This is a genomic window from Exiguobacterium sp. A1_3_1, from assembly GCF_048985645.1.
Classification (GTDB): domain Bacteria; phylum Bacillota; class Bacilli; order Exiguobacteriales; family Exiguobacteriaceae; genus Exiguobacterium_A; species Exiguobacterium_A indicum.
In genome coordinates, this window is the sequence record NZ_WBYY01000173.1 from 1 (window position 1) to 6852 (window position 6852).

8 protein-coding genes and 1 tRNA gene are annotated in these 6852 nt (G+C 44.0%); 5 read left to right on the top strand and 4 right to left on the bottom strand.

The genetic code is table 11. The features are described 5' to 3' along the window. Positions 1 to 130: 130 nt before the first annotated feature. Together F8N00_RS14990 and F8N00_RS14995 are read right to left on the bottom strand one after the other, a co-directional pair. Positions 131 to 201, bottom strand: a tRNA-Thr gene (locus tag F8N00_RS14990). 84 nt (positions 202 to 285) lie between these two features. Then, on the bottom strand, positions 286 to 483 hold the full coding sequence (locus F8N00_RS14995) for a hypothetical protein (RefSeq protein WP_023468575.1): 198 nt from the start codon (positions 481 to 483) through the stop codon (positions 286 to 288). A 155-nt stretch (positions 484 to 638) separates the two neighbouring features. Between F8N00_RS14995 and F8N00_RS15000 the strand changes: the two genes are divergently transcribed. Both F8N00_RS15000 and putP read left to right on the top strand, forming a co-directional pair. Next, positions 639 to 1814 carry a MalY/PatB family protein gene (locus tag F8N00_RS15000; RefSeq protein ID WP_421018495.1) on the top strand — a complete coding sequence of 392 codons (1176 nt, stop codon included), beginning with the start codon at positions 639 to 641 and terminating at the stop codon, positions 1812 to 1814. Between the two features lie 260 nt (positions 1815 to 2074). Beyond that, positions 2075 to 3547, top strand: coding sequence for a sodium/proline symporter PutP (gene putP / locus F8N00_RS15005; RefSeq protein WP_058712934.1), 1473 nt, complete (start codon positions 2075 to 2077; stop codon positions 3545 to 3547). A gap of 56 nt (positions 3548 to 3603) precedes the next feature. On the opposite strand, the gene F8N00_RS15010 is transcribed toward putP, so the two are convergent. Together F8N00_RS15010 and F8N00_RS15015 are read right to left on the bottom strand one after the other, a co-directional pair. After that, positions 3604 to 4395: a class I SAM-dependent methyltransferase gene (locus F8N00_RS15010; protein WP_052017107.1), complete on the bottom strand. Its 792-nt coding sequence runs from the start codon at positions 4393 to 4395 to the stop codon at positions 3604 to 3606. A gap of 41 nt (positions 4396 to 4436) precedes the next feature. Continuing rightward, entirely contained in the window at positions 4437 to 4751 is a 315-nt protein-coding gene (locus tag F8N00_RS15015) for a hypothetical protein (RefSeq protein WP_035396953.1), read from the bottom strand. Positions 4752 to 4955: 204 nt separating this feature from the next. On the opposite strand from F8N00_RS15015, the gene F8N00_RS15020 reads away from it, so the two are divergent. The 3 genes from F8N00_RS15020 (at position 4956) to F8N00_RS15030 (ending at position 6679) form a co-directional block, all read left to right on the top strand. After that, on the top strand, positions 4956 to 5438 hold the full coding sequence (locus tag F8N00_RS15020) for a GNAT family N-acetyltransferase (RefSeq protein ID WP_023468580.1): 483 nt from the start codon (positions 4956 to 4958) through the stop codon (positions 5436 to 5438). A 126-nt stretch (positions 5439 to 5564) separates the two neighbouring features. Next, complete coding sequence (locus F8N00_RS15025) at positions 5565 to 6263, top strand: queuosine precursor transporter (RefSeq protein WP_421018496.1); 699 nt, start codon at positions 5565 to 5567, stop codon at positions 6261 to 6263. 59 nt (positions 6264 to 6322) lie between these two features. Beyond that, the gene (locus tag F8N00_RS15030) at positions 6323 to 6679 is read left to right on the top strand and encodes a PilZ domain-containing protein (RefSeq protein ID WP_023468582.1); all 357 of its coding nucleotides are present in this window, start codon (positions 6323 to 6325) and stop codon (positions 6677 to 6679) included. The last annotated feature ends 173 nt before the right edge of the window (positions 6680 to 6852 follow it).

The following is a 6852-nucleotide window of genomic DNA, read 5'->3' on the forward strand; positions in this document are numbered from 1 at the left end:
TGCTTGATCTTATCACCAACAGAATGAATGACTGGATGCATGAAAGTCACTCCTCAAATCAAAAATATCGAACTCATGAAAAAAGTCTTCCGTTTCAAGTATATATCACTTGAGACGGAAGACGTGTCTATGCTTCCGGCGAGAATCGAACTCGCACTGCAGCATTACCATTGCTGAGGTCTGCCATTAACCTACGGAAGCTTGTAAAACCTAATTCTAGTATAACTTATAGAAAAAGACAAAACAAGAAGTCGATGCTTTTCAGCTCAACTTCTTGTCACTCATTTACAGTGTAGTTTTCGTTAGCGAGTTATCATAGACGACTAAAACTGAATAATGTTCATCCGCTTTAGACGCAACGAATGTTGAAAATTTTAATGTAATGATGGCGTTTGATCCGACCCCATTATTTTCAAAAAATTCATTAAGTCTTTCCTCTAATTCCTCAGGCGATCGCCCGACGACTACTTTAGAATGCAACATGATCATCACTCCGTTTCATTATGGTAGGTTCGAGTTTAGTAATTGCCTGATCGTATAAATGTTAAACCTTTATTTTTTCGACTTGCCCCACTCTCTCTCTATCCGCTATGGTGAAATGGAGTCATTCAACTATTGAAGAACAGGAGTGAAGTCTGATGGAACAAATCAATTTTGATGAAACGATCGAGAAACGAAATACAGGATCCGTCAAGTGGGACGGGCTCCCTTCGCTATATGGATCAGATGAGCTGATTCCAATGTGGGTCGCCGACATGGACGTCCGTCCACCCCACAATTTGACAGAACGATTGACTAGACGAGCTGCTACAGGTCATTTCGGTTACTCGATGTTTGAAGACGAAGCCAAACGAGCAATTCAACAATGGTTTCAAAAGCGATATGACGTCACAATCACTACTGATTCCATTCTCTACTCAAGTGGTGTTGTTCCAGGACTTGCACATACTGTCCTCGCACTGACGGAACCGAGTGATGAAATCATCATCCAGACACCGGTCTATCCTCCATTTCATCAAATCATTCAGTCTAATCAACGACAACTCATTGAAAATCCGCTTCTTTTAGACGGTGAGACGTACCAGACTGACTTTTCACTTCTCGAACGGCAAATGCGAACAGCACGTATGATGATTCTTTGTAGCCCGCATAATCCAAGCGGTAAAGTCTATCCGAGAGAAGAATTACAACAAATCGTCGAACTCGCGAAGCAACATGATGTTTATCTTGTATCCGATGAGATTCATGCGGACCTCGTCTATACAGGTTCCGTGCACACGCCCATTCTCGGTTTGGATTATGAAAAACTCATTTTAGTGAGTGCCCCATCCAAAACGTTCAATATTCCGGGTCTCTATGCGTCTTATCTAATCGTACCTGACATCTCGATTCGTCAACAAATCGAACGTGTCCAACAACGTCATTTCGTTCACCCGAATGCATTGGCTTCGACTGCGATTTCAGCAGCGTATGGTGATGCTATGAGTGAACAATGGCTGTCACAATTACTTGTGTATTTAGAAGGAAATCGTGACCATGCCATCCGTCGGATTCGCCAAGAGATGCCAAAATTAGACGTTGTCATTCCAGAAGCAACTTTCCTGTTGTGGATCGACTTCAAAGCACTCAAACTGGATAGTAAAACACGAGCAGATTGGCTCGTCAAGGAGGCAAAAATCGCTCTAACGCACGGTTCTTCGTTCGGATCTGGTGGAGAAACATTTGAACGTTTAAATATCGGGTGTCCTCGTGCACAATTAGATCAGGCATTAGACCGTTTAAGCGCCGCATACCAACGGTTTTGGACCAATTAATATGACATAAATGATCCTAATTTATTAGGATCATTTATGTTTTGTTTAATTATTCAGAACATTTCGATTAGTAGAACTTTAACAGGGACTAAAACCGTCCCAACTCCTTAAGGCGCTAGGCGTAGCGGCACTTTTCATGAAAATGAAGTGACTTGCAAAGTCGTTTTATCCCTTGTAAGGTGGGGAACATATCATTTGGCGAACAAGTCAATGCATGCTTGATCGCTGAAAAAACTATTGCATTTGGAGGATTTAACTTTATGACGCAAGAATGGATTTCGATCATCCTGTATCTTGTTCTCATGTTGGCAATCGGTTATTTTGCCTACAAGCGAACGACGAATACAGAAGATTACATGTTAGGCGGACGCGATCTCGGTCCAGGTGTCACAGCACTCTCTGCTGGTGCATCGGATATGAGTGGATGGATGCTCATGGGACTTCCCGGCGCCATGTACGCGACAGGTGTTTCAGCACTCTGGCTCGCACTCGGATTATTGATTGGATGTTACGTAAACTATTTAGTACTCGCACCACGTTTTCGACTTTATACGGAAATGGCGAACGACTCGATTACGATCCCTGATTTCTTAGAGAATCGTTTTGAAGACAAATCACGTGTGCTTCGTACTGTATCAGCACTCGTCATCATCATCTTCTTCACGTTCTACACATCAGCTGGAATCGTCTCAGGTGGAAAATTATTTGTCAGCTCATTCGGATTTGATTACCACTATGGTATGCTCTTGACGATTGCGGTCGTAATCGCCTACACGTTATTTGGCGGTTTTCTCGCAGTTAGTTGGACCGACTTCGTCCAGGGCTGTATCATGTTCATCGCACTCGTTCTTGTTCCTGTCGTCGCATTGACAGACGTCGGCGGAGTCGATGGTGCATACAACTACGCTGAAAAATTAGACCCTTCGTTGTTTGATCCACTTAAAGGAACAACAGTTCTTGGAATCATCGGATTCCTTGCCTGGGGACTTGGTTACTTCGGTCAACCACACATCATCGTCCGTTTCATGGCGATTCGCTCAGTCAAGGATTTAAAAAGCGCCCGTCGTATCGGGATCGGATGGATGTTCATCTCGATTCTTGGTGCGATGATGACAGGACTCGTCGGAATCGCCTATTTCGAAGGTCAAGGGAACGGACTTGGCGACCCGGAAACGGTCTTTATCCGCTTCTCTGACGTACTGTTCCACCCTTATATCACTGGGTTCTTGATGGCTGCGATTCTTGCAGCGATCATGTCGACGATTTCATCACAATTACTCGTTACTTCAAGTGCGTTGACAGAAGATTTTTATAAGACGTTCTTGAAAAAAGACGCATCGGATAAAGAACTCGTCCTGACAGGTCGAATTGCCGTTCTTGTCGTTGCCGTCATCGCAAGTATTCTCGCGTGGAATCCGTCAGCGACGATTCTTGCACTCGTCGGTTATGCATGGGCTGGATTCGGTTCTGCCTTTGGTCCGATCATCTTGCTTTCTCTTTACTGGAAACGGATGACGAAACAAGGTGCACTAGCTGGTATTATCTCAGGTGCCTTGACTGTTATCATCTGGGTTCAACTCGGACTTAGTACGACGCTTTATGAAATGGTACCTGGATTCTTCACAAGCTTGATCTTTACGGTCGTTGTCAGCTTGATGACGAAACAACCGGTCAATGCCGTTCAGGAAACGTTTGAAGAGATGGAAGACGAATTAAAAGACGCCGTTCAATAATCAGCAAATAATAAGTAAGACCTCTGCCAAAAAATTGGCAGAGGTCTTTTTTTGACTTACAGTTCAATCACGCCATAATGCAACTTCGACGTCTTTCGCTTAGTTCGTTCAAACCCAAACCGTTCAAACAAGGGACTCTCATAATGTGCTTTTAACACGATGCGCTGACGTGCCACACGCTTCGCCTCCACCATCGCTTCCTCGGATAAGGCTTCATAATTCGCAAGCGTTCGTAAAGCATCGAGATGCGTCGATTCTTCGACGGTCTGTTCGAACATAGGATCAAAGTAGATGACATCAAAGGAATTATCCGGACATTCTTTCAAATAGGCGAGATGGTGTTTGACTCTCACTTCAATTCGTCGCATCGCTTGATTGATCGGTTCGTAGGATTCTTCCCACCGTTTTAATCCGTTCTTGACGACAAATGCTGTCTCAACCCGACTTTCTAAGCCGGTAATCTGACCTCGCTCTCCGACGGCATGACTCATGACGATGGCATCTGCTCCAAGACCAAGTGTGCAGTCAAGCACACGCATCCCTTCCGATAAGCGTCCGATCGCAACGAGAGGGTCGCCTCCACCTGCATCAATTTGTTTGATGCGAAACACCGCACTCGAAGGATGGAAAAAGAACGATGTCGTCTCGCCTAATGGGTATAAATCAAGCCGTTGTTTATCGACGACAAGCACCGGTAATCCTGTCTCCTGTTGCAAGTGTTCTATGCTTTTTTTCTGACGCACGACGTAGATAAAATGTATCGTCTCATCCGCTAACAACTGCTTCACACGATGATGCACGTCGTCAGTCGGACGAAGACATGTCGTCAGTCCAATGGTTGGTTTCATAATGTGTTCCTCCACAAAAAAATAAGCTAGCCGGAGCTAGCTCATTTCTTTTTCTTCAATAATCCTTCGATATCTTCAATCAATGCTTTTTTCGAAATCAGGTCTTCTTGCTTTTCCTGTTCGACTTTTGCATCGACTGTCGTCCGCTTCATGAGTGCCTGAAGCGTCTCATCAATGCTTGACTTCAGATGATCGCGGTCTTCTTTATTAAGGGAAAGATCATGGTGAACTTCATCCCCTTGTTCATCTAATTGGCGTAAGCGTTCCGTCAATTGTTTCGCTTCACGATTCAAGTCCGAATACAATCGTTCGATTTGCTCTAGACGCAATTTGATTCCGTCACGTTCTGTGAACACGTTTTCCAGCCCCTTCCAGTATGCAGTTGTCTACATCATTACTTTACCATATTCCACGGGAATTAAAACAATCACAAGATGATTACAGAATGACTTTTTTTATATTTGTCACTACGCATCGGCTTTAGTTAATTTTTGCAATTGCACGGAGGGTATCGCTATAATGTAAACGAAGCATCAATTGGGATGAGGGAGGATTTTGTGATGGAATTGAGACGTCGAACATTACGTCATGTCGATCAAGCTGAGTACGATCATTTCTTGAAGTATGGCGAGCAAGCATATGGACTGACTCCGCAAGAAATCAAAGGGTATGACCATGAGCTTGGAGAAGAGCGGGCTTTTGATTCCGTCGAGCACAGCTATCCTGAAGATTATTACTTTGATATCGTTGAAGCGGATACGATCATGGGGCGGGTTCTGCTCTTAAAAATGGGTCACTACTTCCAACTCGACTTCATGGTGTTTGATCCCTATACGCGTCGGGGTCTAGCTACTCAAGCAGTTGCTGAAGCATTGACGTATTCTGGGGTACTAGATCGTCACGAAGTACGCGCGCGTGTCCTTGAACAATCACCACACGCTTCGTTTGCAAAACGCATTTTGGAAGCGAATGATTTTACGTCGACAGAGAACTATTACGTCAAAGGAAGACGTCGTCGGTACTCTCTGCAACGAATGGGCTAAAGACCATCCGAAAGACCATGAAACTCATGGTCTTTTTTTAATGCCCCTCATCGCTTCGTCACCTTTGACAGTTGATGAATTTCAGCGTACAATTTTCATCTGTATGAACAGAAAGGAGTACATCTCATGAACGAATGGTTATGGATCCCTTCCATTTTTTTAACGATGGGATTATTGATTTTCAGTTATTATTTATTTGGTAAGACAGGATTGTTGATGTGGATTGCCATCGCAACAATCATTGCAAACATCCAAGTCACACAAACCGTCGATATTTTTGGTTTCGTCTTCACGTTAGGGAACGTCGTGTATGGCAGTTGTTATCTAGCGACAGATATCCTCAATGAAAAATACGGAAAACAGGTCGCTCGTATAGGCGTCTATATGGGGTTCTTCTCCCTGATCACGACGACCGTCCTCATGCAGTTCAGTCTCTTGTATACACCACTTGCTGATAAGGCTGCACTCGAAACATCCGATTCCTTGCATTTATTGTTTGGACTCTTACCATGGATTGCTGTTGGTAGTCTTGCCGCTTATCTCGTCTCGCAACTATTCGATGTCTTTATCTATTCAAAGATCCGTCAGAAGACAGGCGAACGTAAGCTTTGGTTACGGACGACAGGGTCAACCGTATTAAGTCAATTGCTTGATACGTTGACGTTTTGTGCGATTGCCTTTCACGATATGCCCTTCTCCATCTGGTGGCAAATCTTCATTACGACGTATCTTGCGAAATTCGTCGTCGCTTGGTTCGCGACACCATTCATGTATTTAGCAAAACGTATCCACCCAACGAAACAATCGACAGACGCTGCTGCATGACCTAAAAAAAACTAGAAGACTTGACGAAATTGTCGGATAATGGGAGTGGAGGTGCCTACATGAAAATTAAACGGAATGAACCCTTTCGATATACGCTGAAAAAACCAATAACAGGTGAATTTCATTTATTGAAAAATGACCAGCGTACTCCTAAAGGGCTGATGAAAATTCATAATATCTCACCGAACGGACTAGCAATCAGCACAGAACTAAAACTTCCACTCCTCAAATCAATGAAAATCGTGGTTGAGTTCTCATTGATCGAGGGTCAAGAACCTTTGTGCATCGAAGGTCAGTTATTGCACGAGAAGCCAGTGGGTCCCGAAAGACTGTATGGCATCCGCCTCAATCCATCAACGACTGATCGTGATACAATCATCGCTCAGGTTAAACAAGTCGCTCAATTGGAGCGATAATTTATAAAGAAAGGGTGGCAGAATGATGATCTGCCACCCTTTTCTCGTAAAAAATGACGCGTCACACGCAACTTCTATAGGAAACAGCGCATTTATGCGCTTCAGAGACAAACAAGACCCGCTTTCCTGCTTGAATGAAGTAGGAAAGCGGGCTTAGTGTCTCGCCTGAGAAA

Bases quoted from the DNA above. Each gene is read 5' to 3' on its own strand.
- F8N00_RS14995 (WP_023468575.1), bottom strand. From the start codon at position 483: ATGTTGCATTCTAAAGTAGTCGTCGGGCGATCGCCTGAGGAATTAGAG.
- F8N00_RS15000 (WP_421018495.1), top strand. From the start codon at position 639: ATGGAACAAATCAATTTTGATGAAACGATCGAGAAACGAAATACAGGA.
- putP (WP_058712934.1), top strand. From the start codon at position 2,075: ATGACGCAAGAATGGATTTCGATCATCCTGTATCTTGTTCTCATGTTG.
- F8N00_RS15010 (WP_052017107.1), bottom strand. From the start codon at position 4,395: ATGAAACCAACCATTGGACTGACGACATGTCTTCGTCCGACTGACGAC.
- F8N00_RS15020 (WP_023468580.1), top strand. From the start codon at position 4,956: ATGGAATTGAGACGTCGAACATTACGTCATGTCGATCAAGCTGAGTAC.
- F8N00_RS15025 (WP_421018496.1), top strand. From the start codon at position 5,565: ATGAACGAATGGTTATGGATCCCTTCCATTTTTTTAACGATGGGATTA.
- F8N00_RS15030 (WP_023468582.1), top strand. From the start codon at position 6,323: ATGAAAATTAAACGGAATGAACCCTTTCGATATACGCTGAAAAAACCA.